Here is a 15,577-nt window from a genome sequence, read left to right on the forward strand (position 1 = left end):
GCTCGTGGCCGGCGCTGGACAGCCAGTAGTCGCCGCTGTGCACGTCGATCAGCCCGCACAGCACGGTGGCGAACATGCACGGCTCGTTGCCTTCCACCAGCCGTTGCGAGGCCGCGATCAGGATCGCGTCCGGGCGCGTGTGCCGGCGCGCGGCGATCTCCAGCACCGTCATCGCCCGCGCCATGAACAGCGCCGCCGGCACGCCCTTGTCCGACACGTCGCCGACCACGAACCACAGCAGCCCCGGCTCGGTCTCGAAGAACTGGTAGAAATCGCCGCCGACCATCTCCGCCGGTTCCAGCAGCGCATAGGTTTCCAGATGCTTGTGGGCGCTGTCGAAGGTGCGCCCGACCGGCAGCATCGCCAACTGGATGTCGCGCGCGATCGACAGTTCGCTCTGCATGCGCTGCCGCGCCTGCGCCAACGTGGCGATCTCGTCCAACTGGCGCTTGATCGAGCCGCGCGCGCTGTCGAAGGCGCGCGCCATCACCCCCACTTCGTCCGCGCGCTCGACGTGGCGCAGCGGATAGTCGAACGCGCCCTGGCTGAAATGCAGCGCCGAGTCGGTCAGGTCCTCGATCGGCCGCACCAGCCGCACCGTGTAGCGATGCAGCAGCCACAACCAAACCGCCAGCGCTGCGGCACCGGCCAGCGCGCCCCACAGCACGATGCGGTCCAGCCCGGCCAGGATGTAGTCCTCCGACACGCTCAGCGCGAAAGTCCAGCCGGTGTCGCCCACCGCCGCGCTCTGGGTGAGGTAGCGGGTGCCGTCCGGTGCGGTGTGCTCGAAGCGCACAGCGGTGTGGGTGTCGGCCGCCTGCGCCAGCGGCGACAGGTCCGGCCGCGCCCGCGCCACGTGCGCCTCCAACGTGCGGCGGAAGCGCAGCGCCGGGTCCGGATGCAGCACGAACAGCCCGTCCGGCGACAGCAGCATCGGCTGCAGCCCGCTGTTGGCCGGCAGTTCGGCGACGATGGCCTGCAGCCGCTGCAGCGGCACGTCCACGCTCACCATGCCGATCGCCGGCGCCTGCGGCCCATCGCCGGGCAGGCGCAGCGGCAGGTTGTAGGTGGTCAGGTAGGCGCCGCCGATGCTGGCATCGCTGTACGGCTCGGACCACCACGGCGCCGGCGCGGCCAGGGTGCGCTGGTACCAGGGCATGCTGCGCGCGTCGAAGCCCAGCGCCTCCACCGGCTGTTCCAGCACCCCGGTAGCGGTGCGCCGCAGGTGCCAGGCGAAGCCGCGGCCATCGTCCTTCAGTGCGCCGGGCTCGATCACCAGCAAGGCGCCGGCGATGTCCGGGTCGCCCTGCAGCGTGGCCTGCAGCAGGTTGCGCAGGTTGAACGGCTGCCGGCCCAGCCCGCTCGCGGCGGCGGCCAGGGTGCGCCCGCTCACCTGCACCGAGCCCAGCGTGGCATCCAGGCTGCGCGCGGTCTGCTGGGTCAGCCCGGCCACCTCCTCGCGCGCGTTGCGCACCATCACCTCGCGCGCGCCCAGGTAGAACAGCAGGGCCAGGCCCAGCAGCAGCGCCACCTGCAGCAGGCTGCCCCACAGCAGCAGGCGCGTGCGCAGGCTGTGCCGCCAGGCGACCGCGGAGGCGTCCTGCGCTGACGAGGCAAGGGCGATGGCGGCGCTCCTCGGGGGCCTGGAGCCCGATCATAAGCGCAGCCGCGGCCGCCCGGCACAGTGGCCGCGGCGGCTGTCCCGCGGGGTGTCCCGGGCCAATGTGACAGTCCGTTCCATACGCTGGCGTACGAGGTCCTGAGAGGCGGTTGCGCTACACTTGCAGGCTTCGAGAAAACACATGCCATCGCGCGCGTGCGTGCGACCTACGGGAGCGTTATGAACTGGTTGAACGAGGTGCTGCAGAACGATCCGAACCCCACTGAAACCCAGGAGTGGATCGAATCGCTCAAGGCCGTCATCGATGTCGCAGGCCCCGAGCGCGCGCATCAGCTGCTGGAGGACATGGTCGAGCTGACCCGTCGTTCCGGCGCCTACCTGCCGTTCTCGCCGACCACCGAGTACGTCAACACCATCGCCCCCGCCAACGAGGCCAAGAGCCCGGGCGACGCGGCCATCGAGTGGAAGATCCGCTCGATCATCCGCTGGAACGCCATGGCCACCGTGGTCCGCGCCAACCGCAAGCCGGGCGACCTGGGCGGCCACATCGCCTCCTTCGCCTCCAGCGCCACCCTGTACGACGTGGGCTTCAACCACTTCTGGCGCGCGCCCTCGGACAAGCACCCCGGCGACCTGCTGTACATCCAGGGCCACAGCTCCCCCGGCATCTACGCCCGCGCCTTCCTGGAAGGCCGCATCAGCGAAGACCAGCTCAACAACTTCCGCATGGAAGTGGACGGGCAGGGCATCTCCTCCTATCCGCACCCGTGGCTGATGCCGGACTTCTGGCAGACCCCCACCGTGTCGATGGGCCTGGGCCCGCTCAGCGCCATCTACCAGGCGCAGTTCATGAAGTACCTCGAACACCGCGGCCTGATCGAGAAGTCCGACCGCAAGGTGTGGTGCTTCATCGGCGACGGCGAGAGCGACGAGCCCGAGACCCTGGGCGCCATCGCCCTGGCCGGCCGCGAAGGCCTGGACAACCTGATCTTCGTGGTCAACTGCAACCTGCAGCGCCTGGACGGCCCGGTGCGCGGCAACGGCAAGATCATCCAGGAGCTGGAAGGCGTGTTCCGCGGCGGCGGCTGGAACGTCATCAAGCTGCTGTGGGGCGGCTACTGGGACGCCCTGCTGGCCAAGGACACCAACGGCGTCCTCAAGAAGCTGATGATGGAAACCGTCGACGGCGAGTACCAGAACTGCAAGGCCTTCGGCGGCGCCTATACCCGCGCCAACTTCTTCGGCAAGTACCCGGAGACCGCCGCCATGGTCGCCGGCCTGTCCGACGACGACATCTGGCGCCTGAACCGCGGCGGCCACGATCCGCACAAGGTCTACGCCGCCTACCACCAGGCGGTGAACACCAAGGGCATGCCCACCGTGATCCTGGCCAAGACCGTCAAGGGCTACGGCATGGGCTCGGCGGGCGAGGCGCTGAACCCCACCCACCAGACCAAGAAGCTGGACGACGACGCCGTGCGCGCGTTCCGCGACCGCTTCAACATCCCGCTCAGCGACAAGCAGCTGGCCGATGCCGAGCAGGTGCCGTTCTACCACCCCGGCCCGGACTCGCCGGAAGTGCAGTACCTGCAGGAGCGTCGCGCCGCCATGGGCGGCTACCTGCCGCAGCGCCGCCGCAAGGCCGACCTGTCCATCCCGGCCCCGGGCCTGGACAAGTTCGAGCGCCTGCTCAAGGACAGCGGCGAGCGCACCTACTCCACCACCATGGCCTTCGTGCAGAGCCTCAACATCGCCCTGCGCGACAAGGAACTGGGCCCGCGCATCGTGCCGATCGTGGCCGACGAAGCCCGCACCTTCGGCATGGAAGGCATGTTCCGGCAGATCGGCATCTACGCCCCGTTCGGCCAGAAGTACAAGCCGGTGGACGCCGACCAGCTGATGTTCTACCGCGAGGACCAGTCCGGCCAGGTGCTGCAGCAGGGCATCAGCGAGCCGGGCGCCATCTCCTCGTGGCTGGCCGCCGGCACCAGCTACTCGGTCAGCAACGTGCCGATGCTGCCGTTCTACATCTATTACTCCATGTTCGGCTTCCAGCGCGTGGGCGACATCGCCTGGCAGGCGGCGGACATGCGCACCCGCGGCTTCCTGCTCGGCGGCACCGCCGGCCGCACCACGCTCAACGGTGAAGGCCTGCAGCACGAAGACGGCTTCAGCCAGGTCATCGCCGGCTCCATCCCCAACGTGCGCAGCTACGACCCCACCTTCGGCTACGAAGTCACCGTGGTCATGCAGTACGGCATCCAGCGGATGATGCAGGAGCAGGTGGACGAGTACTACTACATCACCCTGATGAACGAGAACTACGCCCACCCGGAAATGCCGGCGGGCGCGGAAGACGGCATCATCAAGGGCATGTACCTGCTCAAGGACGCCGGCAAGCCCAAGAAGGGCGAACTGCGCGTGCAGCTGCTGGGCTCGGGCACCATCCTGCGCGAAGCCATCGCCGCCGCCGAGCTGCTGGACAAGGATTTCGGCGTCACCGCCGACATCTGGTCCTGCCCCAGCTTCAACGAACTGCGCCGCGACGGCTTCGACGCCGAGCGCTGGAACCGCCTGCACCCGGAAGGCGAACAGCGCAAGCCGTTCGTCACCCAGCTGCTGGAAGGCCGCCAGGGCCCGGCCATCGCCGCCACCGACTACGTGCGCGCCTTCGCCGACCAGATCCGCGCCTTCGTGCCGATGCACTACACCGTGCTAGGCACCGACGGCTTCGGCCGCTCGGATACGCGCGCCAACCTGCGCCGGTTCTTCGAGGTGGATCGCTACTACATCGCGCATGCCGCCATTGCGGCGTTGGCGAAGGATGGGAAGATGACCGGGAAGGATGTGGCTCGGGCGATCAAGCAGTACAAGATTGATCCGGAGAAGGCTAATCCGGTTGGGGTTTGAGACGAGTCATAGTAGAAGGGCGGCCAACGGCCGCCCTTCTACTATTGGAACATCAGGGAGGGATGCTAATGAGTGAATTAGTTCTTGAGACTTCATTTGAAGAGGTCCGTGCTCGCTTTGATGAAAGCGTCGCAGTTGAAAAATTCATTGAGTTTGTGGAGCCTTTGCCCGAGGTGGAGGCCCAGATAAGCGAAATTGCCGGTGCCCTCAAAAACTCGGGGAAGTTGGTTTTTATTCTCGGGCAGCCAGGGATCGGTAAATCCACATTTATACAATCACTAAGCTGGCGACCTTCACTTAAAGTGTCGGGCCTTCATCAAATAGATGCAAGTACCTTTACTAGCGACTTAAAACTACTTGGTCTCTATCAAGAGCTGGTGCGCATAGGTGATGTCGCTGAAAAAGTAAAAGATAAGGGGCCTGCATACGTCGTAATTAATTACCTTGAGAATCTAAGTGAGTTTGAGCCTGAGGATATAAAGGGGTTTTTCCGCAGACTTAATGGGCTTTTGCGAACACGCCCGCTTCTGTTGATATGGCCAGTCACGCAGCGAGATGATGTGCAGTTAATGAGGGGCCATGCAGCTGATGTCTCCGGAACGCTTTTCTATCGCACTAAAGAGGTCATTGATTTTCCGGGTCCTCCAACTGAAAAATTCGTAGATATTGCGAAGCGAACTATATCTGTGCTGAATGACGGCATGGAGTTGTCTGATTTTTCGTTAACCAATGATGATTTGGAAGAAGTCTTTGATGAATTTAAAGGCCTTCCTGAAATTCAGCGTACTCTCAGAGAGTACCTTGAAATGCTCAAGGAGCGCTGGAGAAAAACCACCGGTTACCAAGAGCAAATTAGATCAAAAATCCCCACTTCCACAGAAGTGTGGTTTATCTTCTCATACGAAGATGCGGAGTCGGTTGTTTCTCAGTTTGTAAGGCGTAGTCAGCGAATTGAAGATAATTGGGCTGCCATTCATGATAAGTTGTTTGAGTATGTGCATGGGAATACGCAGCGTAGCTCCGTATGGAATGCTAAAAGACTTCAAATTGCCCTTTATGGTGCTTTGAAGACCAGGATCCTATTTTTGCCCACAAACACGCTCGTGTCATGCGCTGCAGCCTACTCTGAGTCACCTGCTCTAGATGCTGTTCTAAGTGGAGTTCCGCAGCCCTGGCGAGATAAGGGGGACGCGAAGCGGACACTTTCTAGAACTCCTTTGTACAAACAGCTCAAGGGCGAGCTTTCGCCTCAGGGCAAGAGAAAGGGTGGCCCAGCGGCGTTGGCAATGCGTGAAGCTGCGCCGCATTTTGAGTCGATGGTAGACTGGATGGTAAATGACGGCGGGTCGGACAAGGTTGTTAATAAGGCTGTGGCCAAAGCTCTTCAAGAGCTGTCGGGTGTCGAAGTGTCGCCTGATAAGTCCCACCCGTGGATACCAAATTTGGTGCCGGACTTATTTATCCAGTTGGCGCATAAGCAGATATGCATTGAATTTCATCATACAACAAAGAGCGAGCCTGGCGTAATTGCAGATTATGTCCTTCGGAAGCTCAATATTTACATGAATCAACTGGAGCAGATGTTAGGAAAAAGAATTTAAATTCTTGCTGTTGACGTAGGCGCCATGTGTTAGACGATCGGCGGTTTTCCGATTTTCCAATATGGAGCCATGCCATTTCTGACATATAGTGAGCTTGGCCCCATTCATATCTAAGGCTCTGCCAAGGTCGTCGTTTCATGTCCTTTGATCAACGTTGCGTCAAGTCTATAAACCTGCGCTCTTATTTCTTGAGTCGAAGTATAGCCTCTCTCCAAAAGAGAAAGCATGGTTAAAATCAACCAAGCACACCACTCACTTAGTTCGCTGACATCTTTCCAGTTGACATGGTCATGGTGTCCTTGGTGGACCGCCTTGCACCTGGCTACATATAACTTCGAAATTCTTTTTTTCAGATCGAAATATGCATCGGGGGGGTATAGGCCGTAACCGCCGGCAACCAAAGTAGTGGCGAGGCCGCTGGATACTGAGCGTACGACCTTGTGTGAATCCGTAAAAAAGGCTTCTACGCAGCTCCAGTACTTCACGAACTGCATCACTACATTTAGATCGCGCTGTGCATCTGAAAACCAATGGATAGCCCTTATAACAGCCATCTCGAGTTGACTGCTGCCAGTACCTGCAGCCAAAACAAACCCTCGTTCAAATAGCTGCTCTGCGTGAATTCTATCCGCACTTTCGCTGTCAATTTGAAGTGTTTGATGCTTTAAGAGTTGATAATTGACTACTACATTGGGTTGGCCTACGTGCCAGTGCAAATAAGTGCCGCGAGCACTGGTAGTTTCCGCATCCATTTGTGTGCAGAGTCTGAAGTTAGTTGCGCCTCTTTCATAAGAAATAGCTCCGTAGATAGCCAGTAGGCCCAAAGAAAGTGTAGCCAGTGACGAAAATCGATCCCTTGCTACATCAACTGTTCCCTCAATGTCACCAACCAACCAAGTCGCAGACCCAACTGCCTCTAACGCGCCACTAACATACCTGCAGACAGGTGACTCTCCTGCTTCGGCCAAGGTTGGACGCAAATCACTAACAAGCCAAACGGGGCCGAGATCGAGTTTGGAGATGTCCTCAAGGCGGATCCCAGAAAGAGGAACTGCGAATCTATGCTTTCTAATTCTACTTTTGAGGTCTTGGCAAATTGAATTAATCAGATCAGCTGATGTACAGGTTGCGTTGGGCTCCATCAGCAGCTTTCCGTATAGGGATCTTAAGGAGGAAGCTACGTCCTCGTACCCGACAAGATTGCCAAGCATTTGCATGTCAAATAGCGTTTGCGTGAGTTCCCTTAGCTCCGTCAAGCCCTTTTGAGTAAGAATCGCAACGCGGCCGTCTGGTCTGTGGATTTCTCGGGAGAGGTAGTTTATTAAGTCGCCATCACCAAACGAAATCTTACATGGTTCTAAACGAGAAGGATTTCTTAGGCAGTCTAGTAGATACGAGATCTTTCGAAGCTTCTTAGCGTGCATTCCGTTGTCCCTGTGAGATCTATTAAGTAACGGGATCAGGTGAACTGGAATAACGGGGCCAGGTTGACCTACTTCGTAGGCGTGTTGGACCTGGGCGTCTATGAGCTGGCCTGGCACCAGTAAAGCAGTGGGTCTTTGAGCTTGGCCTCGTTCTCGGAGGATTAGTGCACGCGCAGCAGCAGGTTCTCGCGTCTGACCACGATACGAAGTAGTAGCGGCGTTAGCTTCAAAACTATCTTCAGTTGAAGCCGACTGCGTCCTTATTAGGTGTTGGGCCTAATTTCGGTCACCTTTGGCGCTATTATGAGGTAGACAGAGAAATTGTAGGTTTTCCAAATTATCACCTCCGCCGTGTGAAAGTGCGATAATGTGATCGACTGTAAGATTTGCAGTAACTTCGCAGTTTGGATGCGCGCAAACATAGGGTATGCCAGAATCGATCATATTTAGCACCAAAGAAGAGCGCTTGCTATTGAACTCTAGGCGCCTCAATCTGGTGTGCTGCTGTTTGGCTAATGCCCCTGCATTTGCGATTTCTATTTGGCGCAAAATCTCAATGTATTCTTCGTAGCTGAGCTCAAAGAATTGCGCTAGAGGACCTCGGCCGCCGCAACACGCATCAACTAGGGCCGGGTCTTCCATGTGTGAGAATGCTGTAGTAATTGCTGTATAAAGATCCTCTGCCGAAACGTCAATGGCTTTTTTGTGAACTTGGACTCCGTTGTTTGAAGAGAATGTAACAAGGTCGCCAATATTTATAAATGTCACAGCAAGGTCTCCTAAAAAGCTAAGTCTAGTTGCTTTTGAATTCGAAGCGATAAATATTGCAAGCATGTAGTAATCAGGTCAGTTTTACCTTTGGCTGCAACTGTACTCGTTAAAGTTTCGCTGCGCAGGATTTTGACCGTAGGGTGGCGTGCTGACCCGGTCTTTCCTGGCCTGCGAGCATAAGTACTAGGCAGAATTGCCGCAGGTGACAGCAAGAAGATTATGTTTGCTTGAAGCTCTTCAATGGCGCCTCGACCTCGTGGTGTGATAAGAGACGCCAGTGTCTGTAGCAGCATGCGTCAAGTTGGCGTCCACAATGACGGGGTATCGATGTGTCCGGAATTAGCCAACTTCTACTAGCGTGGGGCGGGGGGCAGCTTCAAAAGGAGTTAGGTCATTTGTATCGTGGAGCGACTTGAGGGAATCATTAATGCGTTTGATCCAAATCTCGCCGACACCGGCCGCCTTTTTCTCTGCGTCGCAGCGCCACAAGCTAATGAACGCACCAATTCCGCAAATTGCCGCCAAGGTTGCGTAGATCCATTGCAAGAGCCCGCTAGCGTGGGCCACGACATAGATTGCGCCCATTGCCATGGATGCAAGCAGGAAATAGCGTACCAAAGACCAGCGATGATTCATCCATCTACGAAATGGGTGTTTGTGCCGGGTGTGAGCCCAGTGCACCGTTTGGGTGTCTGAGTCGTAGTGGTAGAACTCCCATATCTCCGAAAGGTCCATCAGTGCCTGGCTACAGTGTGGGTGGCTCAGGGCGGTGCGAATGACATGAGCAGGTAACAGTTGCCCATAGAGATGGCGAACGGTGATCTCAAGCCAGAGATCGTCATCTGTGCGCTTGGGGTCCCAGTGCTCGAGGAACTCTCGTCGATGTTGACTTCGCCTGCCATGAAGATCGAAGAGGCCTCGCGTCGCATAAATAATGAGCGCGAACAGCACGATTGGGATGAGTAGGCCGGGTCCACCGACAGCGATCAGATCCTTGAACATTATCTCCCCTCCTCAATGAGCGTGAAGACCATAATGGTCGACGGAAGTGCGGACGCAAGATCGGAAGCTGACTTCACGTCCGCAGGTGCCGATCCGGCGTTCAGTTCGTGACCGGAAGGGCAGCGATCCTGGAGACACCGGGCAGCCGCTGTGTATAGAGCTTGGCCATGTCATCAGGTTTAACCACATGTGCAAAATGCTCAAGGCCGATGGTCAGGAAATCACCATGGCGGCCATCGCGCTTGACTCCCACCTCAACGGCCTTGAGTGCGCTGATCCAATACCAGGAGACGTTGTCGTTGTCCTCGCCTCTGTAGGCGTACCAAAGTGGGATACGTAACATGCGTTCGAATGCGACCGCTTTCAGAAGCTCTTTCTGCAAGCCTAGCGTGAAGCAAGGCGAGCCGTCCCACTCCTTCAAGTCGAAGTTTTTGGCGTCAACTGCAATCAGCCCGATGGAGTCGAGCAGGACCATGAAATCCGGTCGCTTGATCTCGCCTGTGAAGAGTGGAGCGAAGCTTTCCCTTGCCTGGCAGACCGCAACGTAGCACAGGCCAGAATCGCCAAGCCACTTGCAGAGATCCGTTTCCCCGATATCGCCTTTCTCCTTGATTGCCTCCTTGGTACCTACAATTGACTCCGAAATTCTTCGCAAGATAGACATGTCGTTCCTTCAGGTAGCGCGGAGCGCGGTATAAAGAAAGCAGCAAACCATTGGATCGGTCGCGGTGCACAACTCCTTGAGAGAAGATCTTCGGTTTTGCGATATGGATCACTGGCTGGGCGATCGACGCCAAGCATTTGAGGCGTGCTTGCCCTAGGGCGGGGAGTCATGCAAAGACCTTATGTGGCTATTGACACGCCACACCTTGCACTCGCAATCTAAGCCCAAGGAGCGTCGAAACTCCGTACATAGCGGTACCCACCTCCGACAAACCGGTGGGTTTTTTTGTGCCCGATGCTAGGGCGCAAGCCGACGCGATGCCTGCGTCGGGAGGGCGGCTAATACAACACCCTTCGGGGAAATACGCCCGCCGACTATGTACGGTTTCGAACCTCCCGACTTCCCGTCCACCATGCGTGGCGGACGGACCCCTTCATGGAACGAGGAGGCAAAGATGACGCACGACCGTTTGGACGACGACGACATGCCCGGCTATTTCCTGCCGGAGGACAGCCAGTTCCGCCTGGCGAAGCTGCGCGATCACGTTCGCTTCCTGGTCCGGCTGGCACAGCCACGCACGCAGGCCGAGGAGCGCGCCACCGAACCCAAGGTGCGCATGGGCGAACTGGCGCTCTGTCTGGAGCTGTTGGCCGAGCAAGTGGATCTGGTGCTGGACGCGCTGTCCTATCCCGCCCAGCGGACCGCCACGACGCGCGGCGCTTGGTCTGATGCCACTGTCCAGGCAGCAACGGATGCCGGCAGCGGCACGTTCCGCGTGACGCAACAGCAGATCGACAGGCTCACTCAACTGGCCGAGACCGTCTCGGCCAATGCCCGGGTGGTGGCGGCCGGTGATGCGGCCGAGCGTGCCGGCCAGACGCTGCCGGAAGTGGGCAGCACGCTCTGCGCCGTAGCGAACGACGTGCGTGAACTATTGCTGCAGATCGCACGCCAGCCGCTGGGCGAACCACCGGCGAATCGCGTCCGCGAAGAGCAGGCTGTCTATGCGCTGGACTCTGAGGTGCAGCCTATGGGGGGCGGGTTGCTGCATTGATCCTGGCTAAGTCGGCACGGCGCTGGCGCTTTGTAAGAGAACGCTGGCCCGGTGCTGTTGGGCCGAGCAGTGCGGCAGCGAGCGTCCGCGTGGGCTACGGCATACTCGCGCCGACTGGCCGGCCGGACTACTCTCTAGTGCAAGAGAATCGAGGCGTGCGTGCCATGACGACAGCGAGGCACCTGATCGGCATCCTCTTCATTGCCGCGACGCTGCCATTGACGGGATGCCAGGCTGATTCGGCTCAGCCCCCAGCGCCGGACCGTGCGCCGCATGCCAAGGAGGAATCTGCAATGAGAACGACCGTGCCGTTGGTCAGGCCATTGAGCTCGCAAGTGTTGGCTGATGCCATCACGTTGGATTTCGATGTTCCCGACCAGGCCGATGATCCGGAACCGCCTATCTTCATTGGGGTGAGGGTAACGGCCCCGGATGCTGAGACGGCCCTGTCCGAAGTGGACCGCTTACGCGACGTCGGCGTCACCGCGCAGGTCCATCTCTCTCGGTTGACGGCGGCAGGCGAGGAGCCCGTGGTATTGCAGCGGAGCGAACTGGTTGGGCGCACCGAGTACCAGACGGTGGCATTGGACCGCGACGGGCATGTGCCAGGTCTCCTCAAGGCGAATGCAGATGAACCGACGATGCGCACCGCTGGATTGATCGCGCCAGGTGCCGCTTACCGTGAAATGGATTTGGCCTTTGTTCGCGATACACCGCCTGGTCGCTACCGGATGTCCGTCCGCTTCGGGGGCAATGTTCGTGCCTTGGAAGAGACACACCCGGAACTGCTGGTTGCCTTCACCGCCAAAGCGCAATAGGGAGGCATGGCCTATGAGTGCGTCTCGCGGACGTGCTAGCCAATCTGCTGATGAAGGGAGTATTTCCCTCGTCTATCATCGGTTGAAGGTGAGTGTGCAAGCATGGGTGTGCATTGCGTCTAGCATCGAACCCCTACGAGGAGGCGCGCGTGAAAAGTGTACTAAGCCAAGCGCGAATTCCTGCGCTGGCGCTGGTGTTGGGGCTGCTGGCAGGATGTGGTGGAGCCCCGCAACTAGCGGAACGGAACGTCGTTAAGGAGCGAAGCGATATGCGAACTGAAGTGCCTTTGGTCCGCAACCTGGATTCAACGGGCCCAGCGGAAGTCCAGGTGGCGTTTGACGTGCCGAAACAAGGCGATGACGAGACGCCACCCATCTTCATTGGGGTCAGGATCACAGGTGAGGATGCGACTGCCCTTGCTGATCTTGCCGACCGACTGGTGCGTGCCGACATCGTGGCATTTCTGCAGCTTGAACGGATCGAATCTTCTGGCACGACGAAGGTGGAGCTCCAGCGGAGTGAGCGCATCGATCGGGAGCGGGACGCGCTCGTGCCGCTCCCAGCCGACGGCAGAGCGGATGGCCTGTTTCATTTCGATGCCGACGCGACCACGATGCAGGAAGCCGGTCTGTTCTCGCCGAACAGCCCGGAAAGAGAGCTTGCATTCGCCTTCAGTCCATCGCTACAGGCGGGACACTATCGGTTGAGATTGCGCGTGGATCGGCATCGCGAGGCGCTTGTCGAGGCGCATGCGCAGCTCTTGATCGCGTACACAGCCAAGGGAAAGTAAGAGGGAGCGGACATGGACAATCCGGATAAGCGTTATACCGTGACGGTGTATGTGGCTGCGCCTGGGACGCCAACGCTTCTGTCAGGCGGTACGTCGGCTGCGGGGCATGTCTACTATGCGATCGACGATGGCACGACGAAGAATAGCTATGGCTTCGCTCCCAAGCATCATGGTGACTACAGTGGACCGGGCAACGTCGTCTACAACGATGTGAAGGACTACAAGGATCCTTACTACTCGCGCACGATGGAGATCGATAAAGCGCAGTACGAAAAGTTGAGAGACTTTGGTGGGGATCCAAAGAAGTACGGCTTCGATATGCACTACAACGGCGGGACGAACAGTTGTATCGATTTCACGTGGGGTGCTCTCAACCATGCGGGGCTGCATCGCCGGGATCGGCATGGCGTCATCGATGAGAAGTTCGAAGGCGATCTCAAGCCGTTGAACAACGAGGACGACATCCGCAGCATTCCGGCGCCGAAGCCCGGAAGCGATTTGAACAAGGAGCATCACAATCCAATGCCAGAGCAGAAGTTCTGGCAAAAAAGCCATCAGCGAGAATGAGGCGCCAGGTGCCCGAGGAACGTCCGAAGTGCTCGCCGGTACAAGGCCTGAGATACCACGCGATCCATTGCTGCAGCAGGCGGAGTCCGCGGTGGTGAAGTTGGAGCAAGGCTTGGGGCGGGATTACGACGGCAACAGCGCCAAGTTGGCGGCAAGTGCCGCATACCTTGCAAAAGAAAGCGGCCTCTCCCGTATCGACCACGTGGTACTCAGCCAGGACTCGCGCAATGTGCGGGCAGGCGAGAACCTGTTCGTTGTCCAGGGAGCGCTGAACGACCCCGCACACCTGCGTGCGCACATGCGGACGGAGGAGGCGTTGCGCAAGCCGGTGGAAGAGTCGCTGGCGCAGCTGCAGTCGTTGAACGAGGCGCAACGCCAGACCCAGGCACAAGGTGTGGAGCAGCGGGACCAGATCCAGGCCCGACCACATCAGATGGGATAGCCTGCCTGCGCTATCAGCACCCGAATAGTGCCGCGGTCCTGTAAAGGTACGGCTGCGAGCCGCACTTACTACTGCATTGCGCCTTTGCGGCACAGGCCGATGTTGGTTCTCGCTGTCCGCACGATGGCCAGGTAGCGGTCCGCCAGCATTGGCGTCTAGGATTCAGGCGCTCAATCGTCTGGCGCTGGATGCGCCAGGGTCGCGATGCCGCTAGTGGATCGCAGTTCACCCTCCCTGGCGACGCGCCGGGCAAAGGGGAACGCGGCTCATGACAGGCTCTTGTCCCTTGGTCGCCGCAGCGGCCCAGCGTCGTCCAGATGCTCGCGCGCGGCAGATGGCCGATACTGCGGCCTGCGATTCAAACGCGCGAGCGCGAGGGTGCGATGCGAAGCTACGGATGGGGTGCGTTGTTGTGGTTGCTGCTGTTGCCGTCGGTGGGGGCGGCGGAAACGCCGGCCGATCAGGCCTATGCACGGGCCACCGCTTTCCGCGACCGGGCCAGTCAGCTCAGCGAGCACGGCGCCAAGAGCACGCGTGAGGACCTGCTGCAGGCACGCGATGCCCTGCAGCAGGGCTTGCAGTATCTGGACGATCCGACGGTCGCAGCGCTCGCCGAGGGCAGCAAGACGCTGCGCTTCCGCCGCCTGAACCTGCTGGGCGATCTGGTGCGGGTGCAGGTGTGGCTCGGCGACCGCGACGCGGCGGTGGCGGCCTGGCGCGCCCTGGACGCGATGTCCTGGCATGAGGGGCTGATCGACTTCGTGGTGGACAAGGACCCGGCGACGGTGGCATTGCTGGACGACCCGCGCCTGGCCGAGGTCCGGCGCCACGAAGCGCTGGCGGTGCGCGATGCCACGGCGCCCGCGATCGTGGTGCCTTACGCCGTGCAGCTGACAGAAGCCCAGCGCGTGGCCGGGTTGTCGCAGGTGTGGATGGCCGCGCGCGATCGCTTCGTCTGGTTCGACCACGTGCCGGACCTGGACTGGGATCGCCTGTACCTGGAGACGCTGCCGCTGGTCCAGCGCGCGGCGGATACCGACGCTTACTACCGCGTGCTGGCGCGGTTCCTGGCGCAGTTGCACGACGGACACACCGGGATCCTGCCGCCCAAGGAGCTGGAGGACCATTGGTATGCCCGTCCCGGGCTGCGGACGGCCTGGCTGGACGGGGAGGTGGTGGTGACCTCGGTCAGTGATGCCGCGCTGCGCCGCCAAGGGGTGGCGCGCGGTGACCGCATCCTCGCGATCGACGGCGAGCCGGTGGTGCAGTACGCGCAGCGGGTGGTGCGTCCGCAGATCAGCAGCTCCACCCCGCAAGACCTGCAGCTGCGCATGTATACCTACGCCTTGCTGGCCGGCGATGCTGCCACCCCGGTGCGGCTGTCGGTGGAGCACGCCGACGGGCGCCGCAGCGAGGTGCATGCTGCCCGCAGCCGCTACGCCACGATGAAGATGCCGGAGGCGCCGCTGCTGCGCATTCGCCGCGATGGCGTGATGGTGCTGCGTGTGCCGCAGTTGGAGAACGATGCCAGCCTGCAGGCGCTCAAGCAGGCACTGCCGCGCGTGCGTGCCGCGCGCGGACTGATCCTGGACTTGCGCGGCAATGGTGGCGGCAACACGTGGTTCGGCTTGCAGATCCTGCGCTACGTCGCCGCGGCACCGTTGCCATCGCTGCGCTCGGCCGAGCGCGACAACGGCTCGTCGCTGGCGCAGGCGCGTGGGGCCAGGCTGATCGAGTGGCGGCCGGTGCAAACAGAGCCGGTGGCACCCGAACCGAACGCCTATTCCGGCCCGGTGGCGATGCTGGTGGATGCGGGCACGTTCTCCGCCGGCGAGGACACGGCGGCGGTGTTCCGGCTGATGCGGCGCGGCCCATTGGTGGGGCAGGCGACCGGCGGGAGCACCGGCCAGCC

13 protein-coding genes are annotated in these 15,577 nt (G+C 60.2%); 8 read left to right on the forward strand and 5 right to left on the reverse strand.

Translation table 11 applies throughout. From position 1 onward, the window contains the following. Window positions 1-1,624: SpoIIE family protein phosphatase (locus tag D183_RS0100075; protein WP_232757167.1), on the reverse strand; the 1,624-nt coding region annotated here is incomplete at its 3' end. Between the two features lie 216 nt (window positions 1,625-1,840). Here D183_RS0100075 and aceE point away from each other — a divergent pair. Together aceE and D183_RS27135 are read left to right on the forward strand one after the other, a co-directional pair. Further along, window positions 1,841-4,531 (forward strand): pyruvate dehydrogenase (acetyl-transferring), homodimeric type, encoded by a 2,691-nt coding sequence (aceE, locus tag D183_RS0100080; protein ID WP_017907187.1) that lies wholly within the window; start codon window positions 1,841-1,843, stop codon window positions 4,529-4,531. A 68-nt stretch (window positions 4,532-4,599) separates the two neighbouring features. Continuing rightward, on the forward strand, window positions 4,600-6,132 hold the full coding sequence (locus D183_RS27135) for an ATP-binding protein (protein ID WP_157835121.1): 1,533 nt from the start codon (window positions 4,600-4,602) through the stop codon (window positions 6,130-6,132). A 110-nt stretch (window positions 6,133-6,242) separates the two neighbouring features. On the opposite strand, the gene D183_RS27140 is transcribed toward D183_RS27135, so the two are convergent. The 4 genes from D183_RS27140 to D183_RS0100095 all read right to left on the reverse strand — a co-directional run bounded on the left by D183_RS27140 (window position 6,243) and on the right by D183_RS0100095 (window position 9,993). Next, window positions 6,243-7,274 (reverse strand): HEPN domain-containing protein, encoded by a 1,032-nt coding sequence (locus D183_RS27140; RefSeq protein WP_157835122.1) that lies wholly within the window; start codon window positions 7,272-7,274, stop codon window positions 6,243-6,245. Window positions 7,275-7,832: 558 nt separating this feature from the next. Continuing rightward, entirely contained in the window at window positions 7,833-8,390 is a 558-nt protein-coding gene (locus D183_RS26070; RefSeq protein WP_081613211.1) for an HNH endonuclease, read from the reverse strand. A gap of 276 nt (window positions 8,391-8,666) precedes the next feature. Beyond that, window positions 8,667-9,329, reverse strand: a complete 663-nt coding sequence (locus D183_RS27145; protein WP_157835123.1) for a hypothetical protein — start codon at window positions 9,327-9,329, stop codon at window positions 8,667-8,669. A gap of 100 nt (window positions 9,330-9,429) precedes the next feature. Continuing rightward, a complete protein-coding gene (locus D183_RS0100095; protein ID WP_017907189.1) occupies window positions 9,430-9,993 on the reverse strand; it encodes a hypothetical protein in 564 nt (187 codons plus the stop codon). Between the two features lie 454 nt (window positions 9,994-10,447). Here D183_RS0100095 and D183_RS0100100 point away from each other — a divergent pair, with 454 nt between their 5' ends. From D183_RS0100100 to D183_RS23645, 6 genes are all read left to right on the forward strand, one after another. Further along, a complete protein-coding gene (locus tag D183_RS0100100; protein ID WP_017907190.1) occupies window positions 10,448-11,047 on the forward strand; it encodes an XAC0095 family protein in 600 nt (199 codons plus the stop codon). Between the two features lie 293 nt (window positions 11,048-11,340). After that, window positions 11,341-11,865 (forward strand): hypothetical protein, encoded by a 525-nt coding sequence (locus tag D183_RS0100105; RefSeq protein WP_017907191.1) that lies wholly within the window; start codon window positions 11,341-11,343, stop codon window positions 11,863-11,865. Between the two features lie 149 nt (window positions 11,866-12,014). After that, a complete protein-coding gene (locus tag D183_RS0100110; RefSeq protein WP_232757165.1) occupies window positions 12,015-12,656 on the forward strand; it encodes a hypothetical protein in 642 nt (213 codons plus the stop codon). Window positions 12,657-12,668: 12 nt separating this feature from the next. Next, window positions 12,669-13,223: a hypothetical protein gene (locus tag D183_RS27855; RefSeq protein ID WP_026144048.1), complete on the forward strand. Its 555-nt coding sequence runs from the start codon at window positions 12,669-12,671 to the stop codon at window positions 13,221-13,223. 67 nt (window positions 13,224-13,290) lie between these two features. Next, window positions 13,291-13,665, forward strand: a complete 375-nt coding sequence (locus D183_RS27860; RefSeq protein WP_232757166.1) for an XVIPCD domain-containing protein — start codon at window positions 13,291-13,293, stop codon at window positions 13,663-13,665. Window positions 13,666-14,048: 383 nt separating this feature from the next. Then, on the forward strand, window positions 14,049-15,577 hold a 1,529-nt coding region (locus D183_RS23645), incomplete at its 3' end, for a S41 family peptidase (RefSeq protein WP_039725686.1).

This window comes from Xanthomonas sp. SHU 199 (assembly GCF_000364665.1).
GTDB classification, from domain to species: domain Bacteria; phylum Pseudomonadota; class Gammaproteobacteria; order Xanthomonadales; family Xanthomonadaceae; genus Xanthomonas_A; species Xanthomonas_A sontii.